Origin of the sequence: Stenotrophomonas sp. yr243 (assembly GCF_900184195.1) — a bacterium.
GTDB classification, from domain to species: Bacteria; Pseudomonadota; Gammaproteobacteria; order Xanthomonadales; family Xanthomonadaceae; genus Stenotrophomonas; species Stenotrophomonas lactitubi.
This window is the reverse complement of sequence record NZ_FXWT01000004.1, coordinates 109,329-130,839: the sequence shown is the minus strand read 5'-3', so window position 1 is coordinate 130,839 and position 21,511 is coordinate 109,329. Positions and strand designations below refer to the sequence as shown.

Below are 21,511 nucleotides of genomic sequence, written 5' to 3'. Positions count from 1 at the left end.
GCTACATGCCGCGGAACAGGCTCATGAATGGCTGGCTGACCACCAGCGTTTCCGCACGCTGGCGCAGGCGCAGCACACCGCGGCCGGTGTCATCTCGGCTGACCGCTGCGACGGCCTTCATGTTGACGATGGTGGAGCGGTGCACCTGGCGGAAGTGCTGCGGATCGAGCACTTCCAGCAGCTCGCGCAGCGGTGTGCGCAGCAGGCTTTCGCCGGCGGCAGTGACCACCGTGGTGTATTTGTTGTCAGCGCGGAAATAGATCACGTCGTCGAGCATGATCAGCTGCGTATCGCGACCGTTGCTGGCGGTGATCCAGGCCAGCGGTGGCCGATCGTTGGCGACCGGGCCTGCCCCCAGGCGCTGCAGCAGGCGCTCCAGCACCGCATCGTCCTGGCGCGTGGATGGCAGCCGCGCAAGAATACGATCGCGCGTGGCCAGCAGCCGTTCGTCACTGACCGGCTTGAGCAGGTAATCCATCGCCCCCTGCTCGAAGGCATCGATGGCGTATTGGTCGTAGGCGGTAACGAACACCACCTGGGTGCGCGGGCTCAGCTCGGCCAATGCACGGGCCACTTCAATGCCGCTGATGCCGGGCATGCGGATGTCGAGAAACGCGATGTCCGGCTGTTTCTCGGCCAGTTGTTCAAGCGCACTGGCACCGTCCTCGCATTCGGCCACCAGCTTCAGCTCCGGCCACAGCCGCCCGAGTTGCTCGACCAGCGAGTGCCGCAGCAGCTCCTCGTCTTCGGCGATCAACGCTTCAAGCGGCATGGCGGGGTTCCTTGGCCGACTGCGGCAGGGTCATGGTGGCGGCTACACCGCTGGGGAAATTGGCCACGATCGCCACCCCAGCCTGCTCTCCGCAGGTCAGGCGCAAACGTTCGCGCAGGTTCTTCAGACCGATGCCGGTACCGCTGGTGCCCTGGCCGAAGCCGAGCCCATCGTCGGCGACGGTCACGGTGACGTGGTCATCGAATCCTCGCGCGAGGATCCAGACCGTACCGCCACCGGGTTTGGGTTCCAGACCGTGCTTGATCGCGTTCTCGACCAATGTCTGCAGCGCCATCGCCGGCAACTTCACTTCGTGCAGTTCGGTGGGCACCTGCACTTCCACCGCCAGCCGGGCGCCCATTCGGATGCGCAGGATTTCCAGGTAGGCGCGGGTACGTTCCAGCTCCACGCCCAGCGTGGACACCGACTCATCCACCTGCGGCAGCGAACTGCGCAGGTACTGGATCAGGTGGCCCAGCATCTGGTCAGCGCGCGCGGGGTCGGTGCGGGTCAGCACCTGCGCATTGGCCAGCGAGTTGTACAGGAAGTGTGGCTCGACCTGCGCGTGCAGCAGGTTCAAGCGCGCGACCGACAGTTCCTTTTCCACCTGGGTCTGTTCGGCGGCGGCCTGCTCGTCGCGGCGCTGGTCGGCCACGCGGCGGCTGATCGCGCGGGTCACCGCTTCGGCGTTCTCATAGTTGCTGCCTTCATCCAGCGCCAGCAGATCGGCCCACCAGCCAGCATCCGGTTCGAACAGCAGGGTGACGGTGCTGGTGCCCTGGCCCGGCGTTACCGTGGCCAGCACGCTGTTGCGCTTGATCGCCAGCCGCGCCGGCAGGTTCCAGCGCGACGCCTGGCGGCCGTTCCAGGCATCCACGCGGCGCACATAGGCGCGCACCTGCAGGCTACCGGCGGAGCTCTCCACCTCTTCCACCCGCGGCAGTTCGCCCACGGCCGCTTCGACCACCGCAAACGCCTGGCCGGCATCCATCGGCAGTTCGATCTGCCGGCGCTGGCGGCCGGACAGCGTGGCGCCATCGAGGCGACCGGCCACCAGCCAGACCCGGCGCACGTGGGTGACCGCGCTGCCCAGCGCGGAGATCATCAGGAACATCACCAGCAGCCCGAACACCCAGCCCGGGCCATCGCGCATGCCGCTGAAGATGCCGCTCCAGACCATGCCGGCAACGAACAGCGCCGCGGCCCAGGCCAACAGGTGACGGATGATGAGGGAGAAGCTGGCGATCACGGCGGCGCCTTGGTGGAAGGGGTGAGCCGAGCATAGAGCGGCCCTTCGGGCAAACAAGCGATGTGCGACGAAGGCCGGGAAAGGGTGGATGGAACCGGTTCTGGTAGTGCCGGCCGCTGGCCGGCTCCCCATTGCTTCCGGAAGCATCACCGGGTTGCCGGCCAGCGGCCGGCACTACCAGGCATCACAGGGTTGCCGGCCAGCGGCCGGCAACCGGGGAGGCGCCGGGCGAACCCGGCGCATTCCCTTACTTGCGCTGGTCAGCGCTGGCGTCACGCACCGCGCGGAACGCCTCGTCCTTGCTCCAGTTCGGCCAGGCACGCGAATTGGCCAACTGGTTGCCCAGCGTGTACAGCACTTCCAGGTCGCGCGCGGCGCCGGCGAACACCCAGTCCGGCTGCCACTCGTCGCCCTGCTGGTGGTAACGCTTGGCGGTGTAGTCCTCGGACGCCTTCTTGCCCGCCGCGACGCCACCGTCCACCCAGTCCTGCCCTGCCGACCAGGACAGCGCCGGCACGCCGCGCTTGGCGAACGGGAAGTGGTCGGAGCGGAAGAACAGGCCGGCCTCCGGCTTCGGGTCCGGCGTGTAGCGGATGTCCCAGCCCTTGGCCACTTCCTTCAACTGGTCCAGCAGTTCGAAGCGCGCCGCGCCGTAGATGCCGAAATCGCGCGACGGACCGAACGGCGCCATGCCATCCATGTTGATCATCGCCACGGTCTTTTCCAGCGGATACAGCGGATGCGTTGCGTAGTACTCCGAACCCAGCAGGCCCTTCTCCTCGGCCGTCACTGCCAGGAACACGACCGAACGCTGCGGACGCGGGGCCTTGGCGAAACCGCGCGCCAGTTCGATCAGCGAGGCGGTGCCGCTGGCGTTGTCCAGCGCGCCGTTGAAGATGCGGTCGCCGCGTGCATCCGGTTCGCCCACGCCGATGTGGTCCCAGTGCGCGCTGTAGATGATGGTCTCGTCCGCATGCGTGCTGCCTTCCAGGCGCGCGGCCACATTGTGCGAGGTGATCACTTCGGTCTTCACCGCGTACTTCGCATCCAGGCTGGCGCCGGTCAGCGTTACCGGAGTGAAGTCGCGCTGCTGCGCCTTCTTCTTCAATGCTTCGAAATCCTGCCCGGCCGCGCGGAACAGCTCCACTGCCAGGTCGCGCTGGATCCAGCCTTCCAGCAGCGGGTGGCTGTCGGCCGGGTTGTCGCGCACCACGTCGAACATGGTGTTGGTGTTGGAACCGGCCACCGTGGCCCAGCCATACGAGGCCGGTGCGGTCTCATGCACGATCAGCACACCGAGTGCGCCCTGGCGTGCGCCTTCTTCGTACTTGTACGGCCAACGGCCATACCAGGTCATGCCCTTGCCATCGAAGTCGCCCTTGCCGGTTTCGAAGTCCGGGTCGTTGATCAGCACGACGGCGATCTTGCCCTTCAGGTCCACGCCCTTGAAGTCGTCCCAGTTGCGCTCCGGCGCCTTCACGCCATAGCCGAGGAACACCAGCGGTGCCTTGCTGATATCCACGTTGGTGGCGCCGTTCATGGCTGCACGCACGGCAATCTGCTTGCCCTGTTCCAGCGTGATGGTCTTGCCGCCCTGCTGCAGCGACAGCTGCGGGGTGCCGACGATGTCGCCCTTGCGCAGCGGCACGGCCTGGGTCCACAGGCGCTTGCCGTCCTTCAGGTCACCACCGGGCTGCAGGCCGGCGTCGGCGAACTGTTTGCTGAGGAAGGCGATGGTCTTTTCTTCGCCGGCGGTGGCCGGTGAGCGGCCTTCGTAGGCGTCGGAGGCCAGTTCCTTGACGTCGGCGGAGATCCGCGCGCCATCGAATTTCGGAGTGGCCGCCATCAGTGCGCTCGACACCGACAGGGCCAGCACGCCCAGCACTACTCGCTTCATTGCTCTCTCCAGCAGGGAAATCGTTCTGGAGTGTAAGGGGTTCGCCCGGGCGGCGCCCGGGACCCGCCGAAACAACGGCAACAGCCGAAGCAACAGCAACAGCAACCGCGGGCTACCCGTGGGATGGCGGGGTGGGTCCGGTTGCGGGGGACGCCGTGAACCCATCCCTGGGGGCTTGGCCGCGGCATCCATGCCGCGGACACCCCCGCAACCGGACCCACCCCGCCTTCGACAGTCTCCCGCGGTCTGTCGGAACGGCGGTCTGCTCGGGTAGGTGTCGACCTTGGTCGACACCATGGAGAACGAAAACAAGAAGGGGTCAGATCCCTTTCCCGGCGGGAAAGGGCTCTGACCCCCACGTGCATCGAACTGGAGGTTCTTACCAGTTCGGGTCTTCAGCCGGGGCGGCGGCGGGCTTGGGCTTCGGCTTGCTGGCCGGGCGCGCTGCGGCGGCCGGGGTGGCCGATGCGGTTGCCCCGGCAGCTGCCTTGGGCTTGCTGCCCAGCTTCTGGCGCAGTTCGATCTGGCCCGGGCGGAAACCACCGCGCATCGCGTCCACGCCCTCTTCCAGGGTGCCGTAGGAGGTCTGCGCGGCAACACGGTCGATGCGGATGGTGCAGCACGGATGCTCGCTGCGGCCGAGCGAGCGGCCCGTCTGCGGGTCCTTCAGCTCTTCGCCGAGGCGCACGGCCTGCCAGCGCTGGCCGACCTGCACGGTGTCACCGCCTTGGCTCAGCACGACCTGGTCACCATCGACGGACACCACCGACACCGGGAACAGCGTGGTGACGATCGTGCTGCCGATCTGGCCGGACAGCGAATCCATCATCGAGGCAGCCATGCTGCGGCCGTTGACCACGCGCGGCAGCGTGCTCGGGCCGGTCGAGGCCAGCTGGTGGTCGAAGCTGTCGGACATCACCACCTGGCCGGTGGTGGCGCTGACCAGGCGCAGGGTGATGCGTCCGCCACCGGAATACGAGGTTACCTGGCGATCGGACATGCGCAGGTTGCGCACGCTGCGCGGGTACTCGAAACGTTCGATGGTCGGAATCAGGATCAGGTCGGTCGCCAGCTGCTGGCCAACGCGTGCGGTGTCCTGCAGGCGCACGTTGCCGCTGTTGATGTGGTCGATCTCGGCCTGCAGTTCGTCGCCGAACTCGCGGTCCAGCACGATGAAGCGCTGGGTCTGGGTAAGCGTGTCGGACAGCCGCGCGCGGATCGCCTGGGCGACCTCGTCGGCATTCACCCGGCCATCGCCAACCGCATAGCTGCCCGACTTGGTACGCGGCAGGGCCACCACGATCTTCGGCTTGCCTTCTTCATCCGGTGCACGGTACTGGGCAATCTGCGCGCGTACACGCACCTTCCAGTAGCTGCGCATGCTGCGCCGGGTGACGTCCGAATCGAAGGAGCTGGCACCGCGCTTGGCGTCGACCTTCACCTGCTCTTCGTAGTTTTCCTTGACGCTGGCCGACGCCGAGCCGCCCTTGGCGGAAGCTTCGCCGGAGGCGCTGGCCGAGGCCGAACCCTTGAAGTTCCAGCCTTCGTCGCTGGCGCGCACGCGGGCAATGGTTTCTTCGTCGAGCTGGCTCACTTCATCCTGCGAGAGGATTTCATAGCCCAGCACCGCGCCCTGCGAGCCGGCAATCATCTGCTGGGAGAACGCGTCGGCGCGGATATCGCCGACGTGTTCACCGTCCACGTCCACATGCAGGCCTGCGCGCAGGCTCTGCATCTGGCTGGCCACGCGTACGCCGTTGACCTGGGCCACGGCCGACTGCAATGCCGCCAGCACCGCCAGTTCCGGGGTGCTGCCGATACCGTCGGCTTCGCGCGCGACCTGGGTGGTGCCGCCGAAATCCGGCGTGCCACGCAGGGGCGCTTCCTGCACCGGCGCGTTGCTGGCCAGTGCACTGGCGGCCTTGTCCTTGGCGGGTGCGGCTTCTGCCGGTGCATCCTGCTTGCCGCAGGCTGCCAGCAGGGCCGCGGCCAGGCCCAGGCCGATCAATCGAGTCGTCGTACGCATGCGGAGTTGCCTCGTATCAGAGCGAATCCAGCATCGAATCGGCGTTGGACGGCACCTTTACCTTGCTCTTCTTGGCGAAGGTCACGGCCGACTTGGTCGAGCCGTACAGGCCCTTGATGAAGCCCGGCGATTCCTTGGCAACCCAGGCACCCGCAGCCAGCTTGCGGCCAACGGTGGCCATCTGGGTGGCGCCCAGGTTCTTCATGCCGGCCGCAAAGCCGCTGGCTTCGCCGCTCAGCTTCTGTGCTTCGGCAGCCGAGGACAGCAGCGAGACCAGGCCATCGGCGTAGTGCTGCTTGGATTCAGCGTTCAGTTCCGGCTGTGCGGCCTGGCGCTCGTCAATGGCGGCCTGTGCAGCCTGGCTGACCGAGACCGACTTCTTCATCGCATCAACGTTCACCGAACCCGACGACAGTGCCTGGCGCTCGGCTTCCAGCAGCTGCACCTGCTCGGCCAGGCCGAAGGCGCGGGCGAAGGAGGTCTGTGCCTGCAGCGAGTGCGACTGCGAGCTGACGAAACGACGGACCAGCGCTTCCTGCGCGGCTTCGTCCGGGGCGGCAGCGCTGGTGCTGGTGCTGCTGGAGGTGCCGGTAGCGGCGCCGGCGATGTCCTTCAGCTTGCCGAACTGGGCGTGCGCCGGCATCGACAGGGTAGCGGCCGCGATGGCAACGACGAGAGCGGTATTGCGGATCATGGAAGATTCCTTTGGGAGAGACGGCCGCGATGCGGCACGTGGAAAGACGGGAATTTGGCGGCGATGCCGAGCAAGCTCGGCATCCACCAGAGCCGGTAGCGCCGGGCCATGCCCGGCGAGCGCAGCGGTAACGTCAGCGGACCGCCTTGACGTTCAGCTCGTTGATCATCTGCTGGGCGGCCTTTTCGGCAGCCAGCTGCAGCGCATTGGTACGGGCGACGGTTTCGTTCGGGCCGGTACCGGAGAACTGCACCGGGCCCACCGACGACACGGTGCGCGGGAAGCGACCGGTCACGTCCAGCACCTTGCCGGTGACAGTGACGAACACGCGGGTGTTGCCGCTGGCCGGATCACGGTCGCGCATGCCGACGTCGAGGGTGCCGACGGCGATGTACGGGATGTTCGCCGCGCGGATGCCGTTGGCGGTATCACGCAGGGTGGCCGCGGACAGATCGTTGCCGGTGCTGAAGTCCTTGCGGATGCGCTCGATGCTGAGCAGGCCGCGCGACTCGCCTTCCACGTATTCGGCTTCAACCACCTCGTAGCCGGCGGCGCTGAAGGCACCGGTCATGGCCGTGTTGACTTCGGCGGCGTTGGCCACCTTCCAGCTGATGTTGTCGCTGCGCGCGGTGGTGCTGCCGCCGCTGGTGACCGACACCGAGCCGTTCTGGTTGATGCTGCCGTTGGTGCTGACCGAGTTGCCGCGGAAGCTGTCGCCTTCACGGGTGTTCTCGCTGTAGCTGCTGCTGGCATCGACGCGACGGTATTCCTTGTCCTGGAACGACTGCACGGTGTCCTGCGAGCGCGCCATGAACAGGAAGGTCAGCAGCGAGCGCTGTGCAGCGGTCGCACCGGCCACGGCCGAACCGGCATCCAGCTTGGTCTGCAGCAGCGTGGTGTTGATTTCGGCGCGGACGGTGACGCTGTAGGTCTTGGCCTTCTTGTCTTCGTTGTCCGACAGCTGCACGGCGCTGAGCACGTAGCGGTCGATTTCGCCGAGGAATTCGGCGCGACGCGATTCGAACAGGCGCAGCTTGGCCGCACCGGATTCGGCGATGTACGCCTCCAGTGCATTGGCCTTGGCCTTGTTCAGGGCCTGGGCACGAGTATCGGCACTCAGGCGCAGGCTGTAGCTGGCCGAACCGGTACCGCGCGAGCTGGCGGTCTGCGCGGCGACCGGCGAGGCCACCGCCAGGGCGATGAGGATGAGCAGGATGGTACGCATCAGCGACATGATTTGATCAACTCCTGGAGGGCTTGGGTCTGTTGCTGCAGCGGGCGTCCGCCCGGTTTCTGCTCGTCCAGCCAGGCGCGCGAATCGGCACGCTTGGCGGCGGCGCCGGCGAAGGCATCGAAGCCGGCCAGCAGGGTTTCGTAGCTGGCCGACCACTGGTCGACCTGCCACTGCGTGACCGGCACCACCTTGGTGGCGCCCTTGCGCAGCGGTTGTTCGAAGTACACCTTGCCGGAGAACGGCTCGGTGACCTTGGCGGTGAAGAAGGCGCCGAACAGCATCGTCTTCATCGCCGGGGTTTCACTGATGACGCCGTTCTTCAGCGCATCCACCTGCAGGCTGATGACGTAGTCCGCTTCGGGGATCTTCAGCTGGTAGACCTTGCCGTCGGCAAACCGCGCCGCCATGGCACCGCCGATCGCCTGGCCCGAGGCCGGCGGCAGCAGGCCGACACCGGTATTGGACGACAGCGTCTTGGACAGTTCATGGGCCAGCGTGGCACGCAGCGGACCGGCCCACTTCGGGTCGGGCAGCTTGGCCAGCGTGGCGTCGGACAGGGTTACCGCACCCACCTGCAGGCGACGCGTGGCCGCCTCCGGCAGCTTGGCCTGGGCCAGGGTCGTGGCCAGCACCTGCGACAGGCTGGTATCGGCACCGCCGTACAGCAGATCGGCGACGATCGCGTCGATATCGTCGCTGTCCGGGCGGTACTCCTGCACGTCGATACGCTGCAGGGTGAGCGGATAGGAGGCGATCACCTGGCGCTCGCGGAAATCGAAGAACAGCGCCTGCAGGGCCACTTCCACCAGCACCTTGTACTGGTCGCCGATCGGTTCGACCGACACCAGTTCGCGGTCCAGCGCGGCGGCCAGGACCACGGCACTGGTGGTGCCGTCGAGCATCGCCACCGGCTGGTCGATCAGTTCCAGGTTGGCCGGCGCGCGGCGCTTGAGCGCCTGTGCCAGGGTCTGGTTGAGCGGAATCAGGCCACGCTTCTCCAGCACTGCATGCGCATGCGGAGTGGTCGCCTGTACGGCGGCGGCGTCAGCGGTATAGGCAAAACCGGCCCAGTAGGCCTGCTGCGATTTGTCTGCGGCCTGGCTGGCCAGCGGCCATACGGCCAGGCACAGGGCATAGGCAAGCAGGCGCGCAAAAGCGCGCGGTGCGCTCTTCGTCCTTGAAAACATCCAACCGCTCCTCGGTCACGACACACGAAAGACAGGCGCGAACACGCCCGCTGGGCGCGAAACATAGCCGCTCCGGGGCAAACCGACAAGTGCTGACCCTGCCGGCTTCAATTTTCCTGCGGCAGGCCGGCCCGTTGCCGCAGCAGGGTCCGCTCGGCCTGGTTCTGGCTCAGGGCCGCTGCCGAGGCAAATGCGTCACGGGCGTCCTGCTCCCGCCCCAGCTGCTGCAGCAGTTCGCCGCGCACCACCATCAACGGTGCGTAGCCCTGCAGTCGTGGCTCGTCCAGCAAGGGCTGCAACAGCGCCCAGGCCGCGAACGCACCTTCGCTGCGCGACACCGCCACCACCCGGTTCAATGCCACCACCGGCGACGGCATCACCTGCAGCAACTGCGCATACAGTGCGGCGATCCGCGCCCAGTCGGTGTCTTCGGCGCGGCGCGCACTGGCATGGCAGAAGGCGATCCGTGCCTGCAGCACGTAGGGGTCATCGCCGCCGCCTGCGGACACCGCGCGCGTCAGTGCCTGCTGACCGCGTTCAATCTGCAGCCAGTCCCACTGCGCCCGGTTCTGCTGGTCCAGCAGGATCGGCGCGCCCTGCGCATCCACCCGTGCCGCTGCGCGCGAGGCCTGCAGTTCCATCAGCGCCAACAGGCCCAGCACCGGCGGCGCCGGCATCCGATGGGCCAGAATGCGCGCCAGCCGCAGCGCCTCGGCGCACAGTGCCGGTCGCATCCAGTCGTCGCCCGCACTGGCCGCGTAGCCTTCGTTGAATACCAGGTAGATCGCTTCCAGCACCGACGCCAGTCGTTCCGGCAATGCATCGGCACGCGGCACTTCGTAGGGCACCTGCTTCTGCGCCAACGTGCGCTTGGCGCGCACGATGCGCTGGGCGATGGTCGGCTCCGGCTGCAGGAACGCGCGTGCGATCTCGATCGTGGTCAGCCCGCCCAGCAGGCGCAGGGTCAGCGCGACCCGTGCGTCGGCAGGCAGAACCGGATGGCAGGCCACGAACATCAGCCGCAGCAGGTCATCGCCGATGTCGTCTTCCAGGGCCTGGCTGTCGTCGGGCGCGGGCAATGCGGCCGGATGCAGCGCGTCTCCCCATTGCGCATGCTGCTGCGCCACCCGCTGGTGCTGGCGCAGCACATCGATGGCACGGTTGCGCGCGGTGGTCATCAGCCAGGCTCCGGGATTGTCCGGGATGCCCTGCACCGGCCAACGCTCCAGCGCGGCCAGCCAGGTGTCCTGGGCCAGCTCTTCGGCACGGCCGACATCACCGCCGAGCAGCCGCGCCAGGCGCGCGATCAACACTGGCGATTCCATCCGCCAGAGGGTGTCCAAGCGCTGACTCAGGGCGGGCTCGTGCATGCGGCGATCACAGCATGCGGGCCCGGCCTGCACAAGCACCGGCGTTCACGCGTCCACGATCGGCTTGAAGCCGCCCCAGAACATGCGCTTGGTATCGAACGGCATGTCCTTGGGACCGATATGCGCCAGCCGCGGGTCGGCCATCACCTTCTTGTTGATGCGATCACGCGCCGCGCGCGTGCGGAACACCACGAAGGCCACGATCACCGTTTCGCCCGACTTGAGCTTCACCGCCTGCGGGAACGACGTCGATTTCCCGGGCTGCACGTCATCGGCCACACATTCCATGTACTGCAGCGCGCCATGGTCCTTCCATACCGCGCCGGCCTGGCGAGCAAGGCGGCGATAGGCCGCCACCTTGTCCTGCGGGCACGGCAGCACGTAAGCATCCACGTAAGCCATGGGGATTCTCCCTGCGGCGACCGGTCAGCCCGGCTCGCCGTCCATGTGTGCGATTTCCCAGAGATGCCCATCCAGGTCCTGGAAGCCGCGCTGGTACATGAAGCCGTAATCGCGCGCCGGCTGCGGTTCGCTGGCACCGGCGGCCAGCGCCTTGTCCACCATGGTGTCCACCGTCGTGCGGCTGTCGGCCGACAGGCAGGTGATCACTTCGGTCTGCGTGTGCGCATCGGCGATGCCCTTGGCGGTGAACTGCTGGAAGAACGGCTTGACCAGCAGCATCACGAAGATGCTCTCGCTGACCACCATGCAGGCGGCGTTCTCGTCGGTGAAGGCCGGGTTGAAGCTGTAGCCCAGTGCGGCGAAGAACGTCTTGGCTTTTTCCAGATCCTGCACGGGCAGGTTGACGAAGATCATCTGCGGTTGCGGTGCGCTCATCGGTGCGGTTCCTTGCGATGGATGGAGAAAAGGAGAATCAGGGCTGCTTCATGCAGTTGACCATCCACGGCTTGCCGTAGCGGTCGGTCAACATGCCCCAGCGGTGCGCCCAGAAGGTTTCGGCGATCGGCATCTGCACCTGGCCGCCGTCAGCCAGTGCTGCGAACACGCGCTCGGCTTCTTCGATGCTGTCCACGTCGACGTTGATGGTGGTCGAACCACCGTCGCCGCCGCCGGGACCATCGGCCGCCATCACGATCGCGCTGCCGATCTCCAACTGGCTGTGGGCCACATGGTCGAGCGTGTCGGCCGGCATCTCATTGCAGCCCGGCGAGCCGTCGGACGGCGGCATGTCGCGGTACTTCATTTCCGACGTGACCTGGCCGCCGAGTGCCCTGGCATAGAACGCCATTGCATCGTGGGCCTGGCCGCTGAAGCCGAGGAAGGGAATCAGTTTCATGGGAATGCTCCATCGATTGGGATGAATGGGCGGCTGCGCTCAGGCGCGGTCGAGCTGCTCACGCAGACGCTGTTCCTGCTGCTGTAATTCAGGGGTGAAGGCTTCGCCGAAGTCTTCGGCGGAGATCAACGGGCGCAGTTCCAGCGCACCGCCCGCACTGAAGGGCGCACGACTGGCCCATTCGGTGGCCTCGTCCAGCGAGCGCACCTCCCACAGCCAGAACCCGGCGATCTGCTCGCCGGCCGGGCCGAACGGGCCGGTCTCGACCCGCGGCGCACCGCTGCCGAAATGAATGCGCCGGCCGCGCTGGGTGGCATGCAGGCCTTCCCCGGCGAGCATGATGCCGGCGGCCACCAGTTGTTCGTTGTAGGCGCCCATGGCGGCCAGTTCCTGTTCGCTGGGCATGCGCCCGGCTTCGGAATCGGCGTTGGCTTTGACGATCACCATCACTTTCATTGCGGTCTCCGCTGGGCTGCGGGTGCGTGCCCTTCCCTCTTACAACGAACCAGGGGTGCGGGGATCGACAGGTTCCGGGAAATTATTTTTGTCGCGGAGAGCGCGCCTTCGGCGGGGATCGGCGAACGGCGGGGCCCCTCCGTGGTGGCGGTTTGTCGTGAAGAGCTGCATCTCTGCGGGTTGGCCGGGCCGGTGGGCTGCGCAGGGGACGCCGTGAATACATCCCTGTAGGCTCGGGCGCGCCATCCATGGCGCTTACGCCCCTGCGCAACCCACCCGCCCGGCCACGGACAGGTTCCTGCCTCCGATCCACCACGTGAAGATCAAGAAAAAAGGCATAAGCAACAGCAACAGCGAAAGCAGTCGGCTGGCTGCCTTGGCTTTGCGAGCGAAGCGACCCGCTTTTGCTCTTGCTTGTGATTTCCCGTGGTGGACGCCGCAGGAAACTGTCCAAGGTCGGGTGGGTAGGCGGGGCGGGGGTGTCCGCGGCATGGATGCCGCGGCCAAGCCCCCAGGGATGGGTTCACGGCGTCCCCCGACCCGCCTACCCACCCGGCCAATCCCATGACCCATGCTTGAGCTTCCACCACGGAGGGGCTCCGCCGTTCGCCGATCCCCGCTCTGCCTTTCGCAGTGCAGCATGCCGCCGCGCAAACCTGCGCGATCATGGGCCCCCGCCCCCCCGCCAGGACTCCGCCATGCAGCAGTACCTGCTTCTGATCTACATCGACCCGTCACTGCTGCGCACACTACCCATCGACGACTTCAATACGTTGATGCGCGACTGCCTCGCCCACGCCGACAAACTGCAGGCCGAAGGCACGTTGCTGGCCGCGCAGAAACTGCAGCCGATCGAATCGGCGCAGACCCTGCGCGTGCGCGATGGCCACAGCCGGGTGCTCGATGGCCCATTCGCCGAAACCCGCGAACTGCTGGCTGGCTTCAACCTCATCGTCGCCCACGACCGCGATGAGGCCATGCGTATCGCGCAGGGGTTCCCGTGGGCCCGCTTCGGCAGCATCGAGGTGCGACCGCTGGAAGACATGGACGCCGAGCGCGAACGCTGCGGCGCCCCCGCTGCGGCTATGGCAGCAGCCGTACCCTGATCTCGCGCGGGCCTACGCCTTCGTTGCCGCTGTAGTCGCGCGCACTGGCACGCACGATGTACTCGCCCGGCGGCAACGCCGCCGGCTGCCAGCGACCGGTTTCCATCAGGCCATCGCGCACGGTGTTGGTCACCAGATAACGGAAGCGGGTGACCGCGCTGCCATGCACGGTGATACCACTGTCCGGTGCATAAGCCACTTTCACCGCCTGCTTCTGCGGTGGCATGCGGTTGAAGACGATGTTCCAGCGCGGTTGCTCGTAGCCCTGCAGCGGCTGCCCGGCGGCATCCAGGATCTGGTAGCCCACCTGGTACGGCCCCAGCCGGCGACGCGGCAGGTTGTTGTCCACCTGGTCCCAGGCTTCCACCACGATCTGCACGCCGCGCCCCTGCCGGGCCAGCATCACCACGCCATCGGTGCCGGCGGCCAGTGGCTGGTCGTTGTCGTCCAGCAGCGCCACGTCGGTGATGCGCGGCGCGAAGTGGTCAGCGTAGTCCTTGAATCCCAGTGCCACTGCGTTGGTCTCGAAACCACCGTTGCCCACGGCCAGGTGCACATGCGCCTGGTTGTTGATGCTGCCCAGGCGGTCGCCTACGTGGATGCGCGTGCCACGCCGCACGCGGATGCGCTCCAGCGTGCCGTCTTCGGCGTACAGCGGCTGCCAGCGCGCGTCGAACGGTTCGCCGCGTGGCGTACGACCGACACGCATGTGGATGTACTTCAACCGGTCCACGGCCAAGCCCTCAGCCTGCCCGCCCAAGCTCCAGGCGGCAATCGGGCTGCTGATCTTGCCCTCGGCAATCGCCAGCACGGTCTGGCCGACATCGCCGCGCACATCGAAGCCGCCATGCAGGTGGTGGCGGCTCTCGCCCTGGAAGGTGCCGCGCACTTCGCCGAGCGTGCCGACCACTTCATGCCAGCCGTCCTGTGGTGCCAGTGGCCAGCGCCCACCGCTGTCCGGCAGCGCCGCGTCGGAGGCCGGGCCCACCAGCGCCGGTGCAGGCAGTTCACCCACCGGCAGCGGGCGCAGGCGATGCAGGCGATAACCTGCGGAGTCGGCGACCAGCAGAGCACCGTCGGCCTCCACGGCCAGGCCACTGGGCCGCGCCAGCCGCGGCAGGCGATCATTGCCCAGCAGCGCCAGTTGATGGCCCTGCGGGGTCACCTGCACGATGCGCCCGTCCAGATCGCCCACATACAGCACACCGTCATGCGTGGTGGCCAGTGACAGCGGACCATTGATGACCTCACCCTTGCCGACCGCGGTGCTGACCGTGCCATCGGCACCGACACGGCGGATCGCGTTGTTGAACAGGTCGGCCACCAGCAGTGCGCCGTGCGCATCGAAGGCGAGCGCCACCGGCGTGTCGAAGCGCGCGTCAGCACCCGGTGCATCAGCGAAGCCCGGGCGGTCGCCGCCGGCCAGCGTACGCACGTTGCCATCGGTACCGATCACCCGGATGCGGTCGTTCCAGGTATCGGCCACATAGACCTGCCCCTGCGCATCCACGGCGATGCCCATCGGCCCATCGAAACGCGCTTGTGCAGCCGGACCATCGGCGAAGCCCTGCTGGCCACCGGCCAACGTCGTCACCTGTCCATCGGTGCTGATGCGCCGGATCGCATGATTGCCGGTGTCGGCCACATACAGATTGCCCTGTGCATCGGCGGCAATACCCGAAGGTGTGTTGAAACTTGCCTGCAGGGCAGGCCCATCAACACGCCCCTCGCCCTGCCCCGCTACCGTTTCGATACGGCCATCGGGCAGGCGGCGGCGGATGCGGTTGTTGTCACCGGCATCGGTGAAATAGACGCTGCCATCGGCGCTGCCCAGCAGCGCGTAGGGGTCGGCGAAGCGTGCCTGCGCCGAGGCGCCATCGCGATCACCCGGATGACCGTCGCCGGCCAGCAGCTCGATCTGTGCGGTCCACGCCAGCGGCGTCGGTACGGGGCCAGCCGGCACCTGCGGGCCGGAGGCGGGGAATTCCCACCAGGTTGCCGCCAGAGCCACCGCTGTTGCCACCACCACCGCACCCACCGCCCTCCCTTGCCACCGCGCCATCGTCCCGTTTGCCTGTACTTGCATGAAGAGGCACGAACGATAATCGCTGCGCCCGTGCAGCGCCATGGCCGATGGTCAGGGCCCTTTCACAGCGCTTGTCCTGCGCTGCCACAGCGGGTTCAATGTCCGTTCCATGGACGGAGGTCTACCATGCCCCGCTGTACCCCACTTTTCCTGCTGCTGTTTACCGCCCTGGCCAGCGCCACCGCTTTGGCGAACGTGCCGCGCGCATCCACCTCCCCTTCGCAGCCTCCGTCCGATGTGACGATGGACGCTGCGCATGCGGCGTACGCGCAGCAGTGGGATACGGCCATCGAGCAGTCCAGCAGCGGCAATACACTGGCCGCGTTGATCGCCATGGAACGGTTGATGGAGAGCCCACTGCTGGCAGATTTCGACGCCGAGCGCCGCGGCCGCGCCGCGCATTTCGCCGGTTGGACGGCAGCCAGGCAGAAGCAGCCCGCACTGGCGCGGCGCTATCTGCAGCAGGCACTGCAGGCATTGCCGGGCGATGCACAGATCCTGGCCACGCTGGTGTCGATGGACCTCAACGATGACCAGCCGGCAGCGGCGGTCGAGCATCTGACACAGGCGCTGGCGCGTGCCAACGGCCCGCTGCCGATCGACCATCACGTCATCAGCTACCTGCAGCACGACCTGCGCGAACAGCCTGTGCAACGCATGGCGCTGCTGCAGGCGCTGTTCGACAACGGCTGGAAGAGTGGCGGCATCGAACCCACCGGCCTGTGGCTGGCGCTGGCCACGCTGCAGGCCGACAACGGTCGCGGCGACGCCATCCCGACCACGCTGGCCCGCATCGACACCCCGGCCGAACTGATCCGCTTGCGCAGCGACAAGCGCTTCGACCGCTATGTGGACCGCACCGATGCTCGCTTCGATCCGGTCAAGGCCGCGCAGGCCCATCTGGACGCCCTGCGCGTCTCCGGCCTGCTCGATCGTGACCTGGATGCACGCCTGGTGGATTTCAGCAGCACGCTGTTGATGCTCGATCGCAACGAGGAAGTGCTGGCGCTGACCAATGACCTGGCCGAGGCCGCCGCGGAAGGACAATCGCCACCCGCCGCCAAAGCGGAGTGGCTGGGGTGGCTGCTCAACAGCCGCATCGGCGCGCTGCGTCGCCTGGGGCGCACCGACGAAGCGCTGGCGACGGCAAAGCTTGCCGCCCGCATCGGCGCGCTCGGACCTGATGGCCTGGAACACCAGATGAACCTGGCCTTCGTACTCAACTCACTTGGCCAGACGCAGGAAGCAGGCGCGGTCATGCACACATTGACCGAACTGAGCGGCTACGGCCAGGCCGCACAGGCCTTGATCCAATTCGCCGCTGCCCGCCAGCGCGGTGATTCCAGCGCTGCCGCCGCGGCACGTGCGGTCATCGTCGCCCAGCGCCAGGACGCGCGCCTGTTCTACCGCGAGATGCTGCTGGAGGAAGGCGATCTGGATGGTGCCGCAGCGGTGCTGATCGAGCAGCTGCGCTCGCCGCTGGAACGCAGCGACGCGCTGGCCAGCCTGCAGGACATGCGCGTGTATCCCTCGTTGCCGGGCGATGTACGCATCGATGCGGCTTGGCGCGAACTCAAGCAGCGTGCCGACGTGCAGGCCGAAGTCTCGCGCGTCGGTCGCATCGAGCGTTACGACCTGGTGGGCAGCACCACATCGCGCTGAGCGCTGGCTACTTCGCCGGCACTTCGATGCGGATGCCCATCGCCTCGCGATAGCGGGTGTACAAGGCCATCACCTTGTCCACGTAGGCCAGGGTTTCGGCATACGGTGGCACGCCCTTGTAGCGTGCCACCGCACCGATGCCGGCGTTGTAGGCCGCCGCCGCCAGCGGGCGGTCGCCGTTGTAGCGGCGCAGCAGCGCGCGCATGTAGCGGGCGCCGCCGTCGATGGACTGCTGCGGCGAGAACGGGTCGCGCACGCCGTATTCCACTGCGGTATCGGGCATCAGCTGCATCACCCCCTGCGCGCCCTTGCTGGACACCGCCAGCGCGTCGAAATTGCTTTCCGCATGGGCGATCGCCCGCAACCAGGCATCGTCCACGCCGGTGGCCTTGGCCGCCGCCTTGAACTGTTTTGCGTGCTGGGCCAGCTGGGGCTTGCCGACCTTGCCCAGGCCTTCATGCGCCGGTTCGCCCGGTGGCGTGGCCACGGTGAACTTCAGGAACACCCGCGAGCCGGGCAGGTTGCGGGTGGAGTAGACCAGCACGCCGTCCTGTTCGCGCTCGTACAGCACGCCACTGAACACGCCCATGTTGCCCCACAGGTTGGGGGTCTGCACGGCGCTGTCGTCGATCTCCTTTGGCGTGCAGCGCGAGCCGGGCTCCGGTGCGGTGGCCAGGCTGACCGTGTTGCCCTGGACGCAGCGGTAGACCGTGCGCGCAGCGGCCAGCCCTGGCCACAGGCCAGACAGCAGCAACAGCGCGACGAGGGCGGGACGGAGGGACATGGCGGCCGGATGATCCGGCGGCGGCCGCTAACAATGAGTGAATGGGGGTTTTCGGCCGGGCGGCGCCCGGCACCCGCAGAGGCAACGGCAACCTCAACAGCAACAGCAACGGCGGGCTATCCGTGGGATGGCGGGGGGGGTCCGGTTGCGGGGGACGCCGTGAACCCATCCCTGGGGGCTTGGCCGCGGCATCCATGCCGCGGACACCCCCGCCACCGGACCCACCCCGCCTTCGACAATTCCCCGCGACCTGGGAACGGTGTTCTGTGCGGCTGTTGGTGGGTGTCGCCCCCGCGGCTATTGGTGGGTATCGACCTTGCGGCTGTTGGTGGGTGTCGACCTTGCGGCTGTTGGTGGGTGTCGACCTTGGTCGACACGTAGATCCACGCCATGCGTGGATGGGACTCACCGAGGCCGTGAGATCTGTTGGCGAGGGTCTTCCCGACTAGCGCGCCATCTTCCGCCGCAGCCAGTAACCTGCGCCCAGCAGCACGAACCACGCTGGGCTGGCCACCAGCGCTTGGCGGGTGTCGGCCTGCAGGCTCAGCAGGACCAGCACGGCGGCGAAGAAGACCAGGCAGGCCCAGCACATCGCCACGCCACCGGGCATCTTGAAGATCGAGGCCGCGTGGCGTTCGGGGTAGCGACGGCGATAGACCATGTAGGCCACCAGGATCAGCGACCAGACGAAGATGAACAACACCGTCGCCAGGGTCGTCACCAGGGTGAAGGCGGTCACCAGGTTGGGGATCAGGTAGATCAGCAGGGTGCCGCCCAGCAGGCACAGGCAGGAGAACAGCAGGCCCCGTGCCGGCACCGCTGCGCGCGAGAGCTTGGACAGGCCGCGCGGTGCATGGCCTTCCTCGGCCAGGCCGAACAGCATGCGGCTGGTGGAGAAGATGCCGCTGTTGGCCGACGATGTTGCCGAAGTCAGTACCACGAAGTTGATCAAGCTGGCGGCGGCGGGAATGCCGGCCAGCACGAACAGCTGCACGAACGGACTCTTGTCCGGCACCACCTGACGCCAGGGGGTGACCGCCATGATCGCGATCAGCGCCAGCACGTAGAAGATGATGATGCGCACCGGGATCGAGTTGATCGCCTTGGGCAGGTTGCGCTCCGGGTCGGCCGTTTCCGCGGCGGTGGTACCCACCAGCTCGATGCCGACGAAGGCGAACACCGCGATCTGGAAACCGGCGAAGAAACCGACCAGGCCCATCGGGAACATGCCACCGTCATTCCACAGGTTCGACAGCGCTGCGGTATGCCCGCTGGGCGAGGTGAAGCCCCACGCCACCAGCCCGGCGCCGGTGATGATCAGCGCGCAGATGGCCACGATCTTGATCAGCGCGAACCAGAATTCCATTTCGCCGAACAGCTTCACCGTCACCAGGTTCAACGCCAGCAGCAGCATCACGCAGGCCAACGCCGGTATCCATGCATCCAGCCCGGGGAACCAGAACTGCGCATACGCGGCGATGGCAATCACATCGGCGATGGCGGTGACGATCCAGCAGAACCAGTACGTCCACCCGCAGAAGAATCCGGCCCACGGCCCGAGCAGATCGGTGGAGAAATCGATGAAGGATTTGTACTGCAGGTTGGACAGCAGCAGCTCGCCCATCGCCCGCATCACGAAGAACAGCATCGCGCCGATGATCAGGTAGACGAACACGATGGACGGGCCGGCCAGGCTGATGGTCTTGCCCGAACCCATGAACAGGCCGGTACCGATGGCACCGCCGATGGCGATCAGTTGCAGGTGGCGGTTGGACAGGCTGCGGCGCAGGTGCTCGGGGGGCGTGGCGGGCTCGGTCATGGGCGCGGGAAGAGGCGGGTGAAGCGTCCGACGGTAGTCCTCCGGCTGCCACAACACCAGCGCCGGACGGCCCAGGACCGTCAGCAAGTGTCACTTTCACCACAATGTGACCCGTTACCGCATTTGTCCCATTCCGCCCAGCCCTGCGCCGTGTTCATATACCGCCATCGCCCAAGGACCGGCCCCGCCCATGTGCCCAGCCCTGCACACCTCTCTGGAGCCCCGGTCATGAGCCGACTGCGGGTCATCATCGGCGGCACCATACTGGCCGTGCTGGCCGCTGCAGTGCCGATCGCGGTCATGGTCTATGCCACCTGGGACCGTGCGGTCAGCGTCGAGCAACAGCGCCTGCATGCCATCGCCGAGCGCAGCCTGCGCCGTACCGAAGTGTCCTACCAGGAAGCGCTGGCGGCATTGAAGTCCGCGGAGGCCACGGTACTGCCGCCCTGTGGGGCCGAACACATCCAGCGCATGCAGACCCTGGTGATGACCACGCCGTCGTCCGACCAGATGGGCTACTTCGAGGGCGGCAAACTGCGCTGCACGTCGTGGGGCCCGTTCCTGCGGGATGTGGACCAGCCCACGCCGGACCACGTCACCAGCGATGGCGTCGGCATCACCGTGGACGTGCGCCCCGAGGCGGCGGGCCGGCGGCCGATGCTGTCCATCATGTACGGGTCGTACGACGTGCTGGTCGACCCCCGTCGCTTCGTCGATGTCATCGTCGATCCAGACGTGCGGCTGGCCCTGGCAAGCCCGGATGGACGGCTGCTGACCCAGCAGGACGGCATGGACCCGACCCTGTTGCAGCAGCTGCTCCGTGAGCCCGGCGAGGGCCTGGACCGCGACACCCTGTATGCCAGCGCGCGCAGCGGTGAATGGCTGGCGATCGCCACGGCGCCGCGCACCGCACTGGCGGCCACGTTCCGGCAGCAGGCGTGGTTGTTCGTGCCATTGGGACTGCTGATGGCCGCCGCCGGTGCCGGCCTGGTGATCTGGCTGTCGCGACGACGGCTGTCGATGCGCGGCGAACTGCGCATCGCCATCCGCCGCCGCGAACTCTACCTGCACTACCAGCCGATCATCGAACTGGATACCGGCATCTGCGTCGGCGCCGAAGCACTGGTGCGCTGGCAGCGACCCGACGGCACGCAGGTGCGTCCGGACCTGTTCATTCCCTTGGCCGAAGAGGCCGGGATGATCGCCGCCATCACCGATCTGGTGATCGAGAACGTGGTTGCCGACATGCGTGAACTGCTGGCCGAGGATCGCAGTGCACACATCGCGATCAACTTGGCGGCCGAGGACATCAGCAGCGGGCGGGCGCTGAAGGTGATCTCGCAGCGCATGGCCGGCAGCGGCATCCTGCCGCAGCAGATCTGGCTGGAGGCCACTGAACATGGCTTCCTCGATATCGACCGTGCCCGCACCATGCTGGCCGCAGCGCGACGCGCGGGCCACAGCGTAGCCATCGATGATTTCGGCGTTGGCTATTCCAGCCTGCAGTACCTGCAGCAGCTGCCGTTGGATGCACTGAAGATCGACAAGTCCTTCATCGATGCGATCGGCACCGAAAGCGCGACCAGCCCGGTCACGCCGCACATCATCGGCATGGCCGGCGAACTGGGCCTGTGGGTGGTCGCTGAAGGTGTGGAAACCGAAGCGCAGCTGGCCTACCTGCACAGCCAGCACGTGCAGTTCGGCCAAGGGTGGTTGTTCTCGCGGCCGTTGCCGCGCGATGAGTTCATCGCCTTCCATCGCAAGCGCCAGCAGCAGTACGGCGCAGCGCGGGAGCACATGCAGAATCCGCGTAGCGTGCCGTTCGAGCGTGAGCAGGCGGGGGAGGAGTAGTCGGCGAACGGCGCAGCCCCT

At 67.1% G+C, this 21,511-nt stretch carries 18 protein-coding genes; 3 read left to right on the top strand and 15 right to left on the bottom strand.

Going from position 1 to position 21,511, the window contains the following annotated elements; translation table 11 throughout:
- Window position 1 precedes the first annotated feature (1 nt).
- From QOL57_RS17590 to QOL57_RS17535, 12 genes are all read right to left on the bottom strand, one after another.
- Window positions 2–772 (bottom strand): LytTR family DNA-binding domain-containing protein, encoded by a 771-nt coding sequence (locus QOL57_RS17590; protein ID WP_089238403.1) that lies wholly within the window; start codon window positions 770–772, stop codon window positions 2–4.
- Window positions 762–2,021: a histidine kinase gene (locus QOL57_RS17585; RefSeq protein ID WP_089238401.1), complete on the bottom strand. Its 1,260-nt coding sequence runs from the start codon at window positions 2,019–2,021 to the stop codon at window positions 762–764. Before QOL57_RS17585 ends, QOL57_RS17590 begins: the two co-directional genes overlap by 11 nt.
- A 247-nt stretch (window positions 2,022–2,268) precedes the next feature.
- Window positions 2,269–3,918, bottom strand: coding sequence for a M28 family metallopeptidase (locus QOL57_RS17580; protein ID WP_089238399.1), 1,650 nt, complete (start codon window positions 3,916–3,918; stop codon window positions 2,269–2,271).
- Between the two features lie 379 nt (window positions 3,919–4,297).
- A complete protein-coding gene (locus tag QOL57_RS17575; RefSeq protein WP_089238397.1) occupies window positions 4,298–5,944 on the bottom strand; it encodes a CsgG/HfaB family protein in 1,647 nt (548 codons plus the stop codon).
- 16 nt (window positions 5,945–5,960) lie between these two features.
- Window positions 5,961–6,638, bottom strand: a complete 678-nt coding sequence (locus tag QOL57_RS17570; protein WP_089238395.1) for a hypothetical protein — start codon at window positions 6,636–6,638, stop codon at window positions 5,961–5,963.
- Between the two features lie 133 nt (window positions 6,639–6,771).
- A complete protein-coding gene (locus QOL57_RS17565; protein WP_025878386.1) occupies window positions 6,772–7,872 on the bottom strand; it encodes a hypothetical protein in 1,101 nt (366 codons plus the stop codon).
- Complete coding sequence (locus QOL57_RS17560) at window positions 7,863–9,059, bottom strand: hypothetical protein (protein WP_025878385.1); 1,197 nt, start codon at window positions 9,057–9,059, stop codon at window positions 7,863–7,865. The genes QOL57_RS17565 and QOL57_RS17560 overlap by 10 nt, the downstream gene beginning before the upstream one ends.
- A gap of 107 nt (window positions 9,060–9,166) precedes the next feature.
- Window positions 9,167–10,429, bottom strand: a complete 1,263-nt coding sequence (locus QOL57_RS17555; protein ID WP_089238393.1) for a sigma-70 family RNA polymerase sigma factor — start codon at window positions 10,427–10,429, stop codon at window positions 9,167–9,169.
- Between the two features lie 45 nt (window positions 10,430–10,474).
- On the bottom strand, window positions 10,475–10,831 hold the full coding sequence (locus QOL57_RS17550; protein WP_089238391.1) for a DUF1428 domain-containing protein: 357 nt from the start codon (window positions 10,829–10,831) through the stop codon (window positions 10,475–10,477).
- A 24-nt stretch (window positions 10,832–10,855) separates the two neighbouring features.
- The gene (locus QOL57_RS17545) at window positions 10,856–11,266 is read right to left on the bottom strand and encodes a VOC family protein (RefSeq protein WP_089238390.1); all 411 of its coding nucleotides are present in this window, start codon (window positions 11,264–11,266) and stop codon (window positions 10,856–10,858) included.
- Between the two features lie 37 nt (window positions 11,267–11,303).
- A complete protein-coding gene (locus QOL57_RS17540; protein WP_089238388.1) occupies window positions 11,304–11,726 on the bottom strand; it encodes a VOC family protein in 423 nt (140 codons plus the stop codon).
- A 39-nt stretch (window positions 11,727–11,765) separates the two neighbouring features.
- Complete coding sequence (locus tag QOL57_RS17535) at window positions 11,766–12,182, bottom strand: YciI family protein (protein WP_089238386.1); 417 nt, start codon at window positions 12,180–12,182, stop codon at window positions 11,766–11,768.
- A 698-nt stretch (window positions 12,183–12,880) separates the two neighbouring features.
- Here QOL57_RS17535 and QOL57_RS17530 point away from each other — a divergent pair.
- The gene (locus QOL57_RS17530; protein WP_089238385.1) at window positions 12,881–13,288 is read left to right on the top strand and encodes a YciI family protein; all 408 of its coding nucleotides are present in this window, start codon (window positions 12,881–12,883) and stop codon (window positions 13,286–13,288) included.
- On the opposite strand, the gene QOL57_RS17525 is transcribed toward QOL57_RS17530, so the two are convergent.
- Entirely contained in the window at window positions 13,266–15,350 is a 2,085-nt protein-coding gene (locus QOL57_RS17525) for an NHL repeat-containing protein (RefSeq protein ID WP_089241158.1), read from the bottom strand. The genes QOL57_RS17530 and QOL57_RS17525 overlap by 23 nt on opposite strands.
- Before the next feature lie 150 nt (window positions 15,351–15,500).
- Here QOL57_RS17525 and QOL57_RS17520 point away from each other — a divergent pair, with 150 nt between their 5' ends.
- Window positions 15,501–17,036 (top strand): hypothetical protein, encoded by a 1,536-nt coding sequence (locus QOL57_RS17520; protein ID WP_089238383.1) that lies wholly within the window; start codon window positions 15,501–15,503, stop codon window positions 17,034–17,036.
- Window positions 17,037–17,043: 7 nt separating this feature from the next.
- Here the strand turns inward: QOL57_RS17520 and QOL57_RS17515 are convergent, their stop codons facing one another.
- A complete protein-coding gene (locus QOL57_RS17515; protein WP_089238382.1) occupies window positions 17,044–17,820 on the bottom strand; it encodes a lytic transglycosylase domain-containing protein in 777 nt (258 codons plus the stop codon).
- Between the two features lie 445 nt (window positions 17,821–18,265).
- The gene (gene cycA / locus QOL57_RS17510; protein ID WP_089238380.1) at window positions 18,266–19,639 is read right to left on the bottom strand and encodes a D-serine/D-alanine/glycine transporter; all 1,374 of its coding nucleotides are present in this window, start codon (window positions 19,637–19,639) and stop codon (window positions 18,266–18,268) included.
- Window positions 19,640–19,867: 228 nt separating this feature from the next.
- Between cycA and QOL57_RS17505 the strand changes: the two genes are divergently transcribed.
- Window positions 19,868–21,490, top strand: coding sequence for an EAL domain-containing protein (locus QOL57_RS17505; RefSeq protein ID WP_089238378.1), 1,623 nt, complete (start codon window positions 19,868–19,870; stop codon window positions 21,488–21,490).
- Window positions 21,491–21,511 lie beyond the last annotated feature (21 nt).

What these genes read in the sequence shown, in the direction of transcription:
- QOL57_RS17590 (WP_089238403.1), bottom strand. Translation starts at nt 772, where the DNA reads ATGCCGCTTGAAGCGTTGATCGCCGAAGACGAGGAGCTGCTGCGGCAC.
- QOL57_RS17580 (WP_089238399.1), bottom strand. Translation starts at nt 3,918, where the DNA reads ATGAAGCGAGTAGTGCTGGGCGTGCTGGCCCTGTCGGTGTCGAGCGCA.
- QOL57_RS17575 (WP_089238397.1), bottom strand. Translation starts at nt 5,944, where the DNA reads ATGCGTACGACGACTCGATTGATCGGCCTGGGCCTGGCCGCGGCCCTG.
- QOL57_RS17570 (WP_089238395.1), bottom strand. Translation starts at nt 6,638, where the DNA reads ATGATCCGCAATACCGCTCTCGTCGTTGCCATCGCGGCCGCTACCCTG.
- QOL57_RS17565 (WP_025878386.1), bottom strand. Translation starts at nt 7,872, where the DNA reads ATGTCGCTGATGCGTACCATCCTGCTCATCCTCATCGCCCTGGCGGTG.
- QOL57_RS17560 (WP_025878385.1), bottom strand. Translation starts at nt 9,059, where the DNA reads ATGTTTTCAAGGACGAAGAGCGCACCGCGCGCTTTTGCGCGCCTGCTT.
- QOL57_RS17555 (WP_089238393.1), bottom strand. Translation starts at nt 10,429, where the DNA reads ATGCACGAGCCCGCCCTGAGTCAGCGCTTGGACACCCTCTGGCGGATG.
- QOL57_RS17550 (WP_089238391.1), bottom strand. Translation starts at nt 10,831, where the DNA reads ATGGCTTACGTGGATGCTTACGTGCTGCCGTGCCCGCAGGACAAGGTG.
- QOL57_RS17545 (WP_089238390.1), bottom strand. Translation starts at nt 11,266, where the DNA reads ATGAGCGCACCGCAACCGCAGATGATCTTCGTCAACCTGCCCGTGCAG.
- QOL57_RS17540 (WP_089238388.1), bottom strand. Translation starts at nt 11,726, where the DNA reads ATGAAACTGATTCCCTTCCTCGGCTTCAGCGGCCAGGCCCACGATGCA.
- QOL57_RS17535 (WP_089238386.1), bottom strand. Translation starts at nt 12,182, where the DNA reads ATGAAAGTGATGGTGATCGTCAAAGCCAACGCCGATTCCGAAGCCGGG.
- QOL57_RS17530 (WP_089238385.1), top strand. Translation starts at nt 12,881, where the DNA reads ATGCAGCAGTACCTGCTTCTGATCTACATCGACCCGTCACTGCTGCGC.
- QOL57_RS17525 (WP_089241158.1), bottom strand. Translation starts at nt 15,350, where the DNA reads ATGGCGCGGTGGCAAGGGAGGGCGGTGGGTGCGGTGGTGGTGGCAACA.
- QOL57_RS17520 (WP_089238383.1), top strand. Translation starts at nt 15,501, where the DNA reads ATGCCCCGCTGTACCCCACTTTTCCTGCTGCTGTTTACCGCCCTGGCC.
- QOL57_RS17515 (WP_089238382.1), bottom strand. Translation starts at nt 17,820, where the DNA reads ATGTCCCTCCGTCCCGCCCTCGTCGCGCTGTTGCTGCTGTCTGGCCTG.
- cycA (WP_089238380.1), bottom strand. Translation starts at nt 19,639, where the DNA reads ATGACCGAGCCCGCCACGCCCCCCGAGCACCTGCGCCGCAGCCTGTCC.
- QOL57_RS17505 (WP_089238378.1), top strand. Translation starts at nt 19,868, where the DNA reads ATGAGCCGACTGCGGGTCATCATCGGCGGCACCATACTGGCCGTGCTG.